Below are 290 nucleotides of genomic sequence, written 5' to 3' on the forward strand. Positions count from 1 at the left end.
CGACGGTAACGCCGTCCTTGGTGATGCGCGGGGCGCCGAACGACTTGTCGATGACGACGTTGCGGCCCTTGGGGCCGAGCGTGACTTTCACGGCGTCGGCGAGGATGTTGACGCCGCGCAGCATGCGCTCGCGGGCATCACGGGAGAATTTTACGTCTTTAGCAGCCATTTTTAGCTCCTGGCAGGGGCTTTGATCGAGCCCGGGAATTCAGTTGACGGGGAAAGGCCTGATATCAGCCGATGATGCCCATGATGTCGGATTCCTTCATGATCAGAAGGTCCTCGCCATT

General features: G+C 59.3%; 1 pseudogene. It reads right to left on the reverse strand.

What is annotated here, in order from left to right:
* A pseudogene (locus tag EOB49_RS35195) lies at window positions 1-169 on the reverse strand (TCP-1/cpn60 chaperonin family protein); the annotation flags it as partial.
* Between the last annotated feature and the right edge of the window lie 121 nt (window positions 170-290).

Origin of the sequence: Mesorhizobium sp. M7A.F.Ca.MR.148.00.0.0, from assembly GCF_003997735.1 — a bacterium.
Taxonomy (GTDB): Bacteria; Pseudomonadota; Alphaproteobacteria; order Rhizobiales; family Rhizobiaceae; genus Mesorhizobium.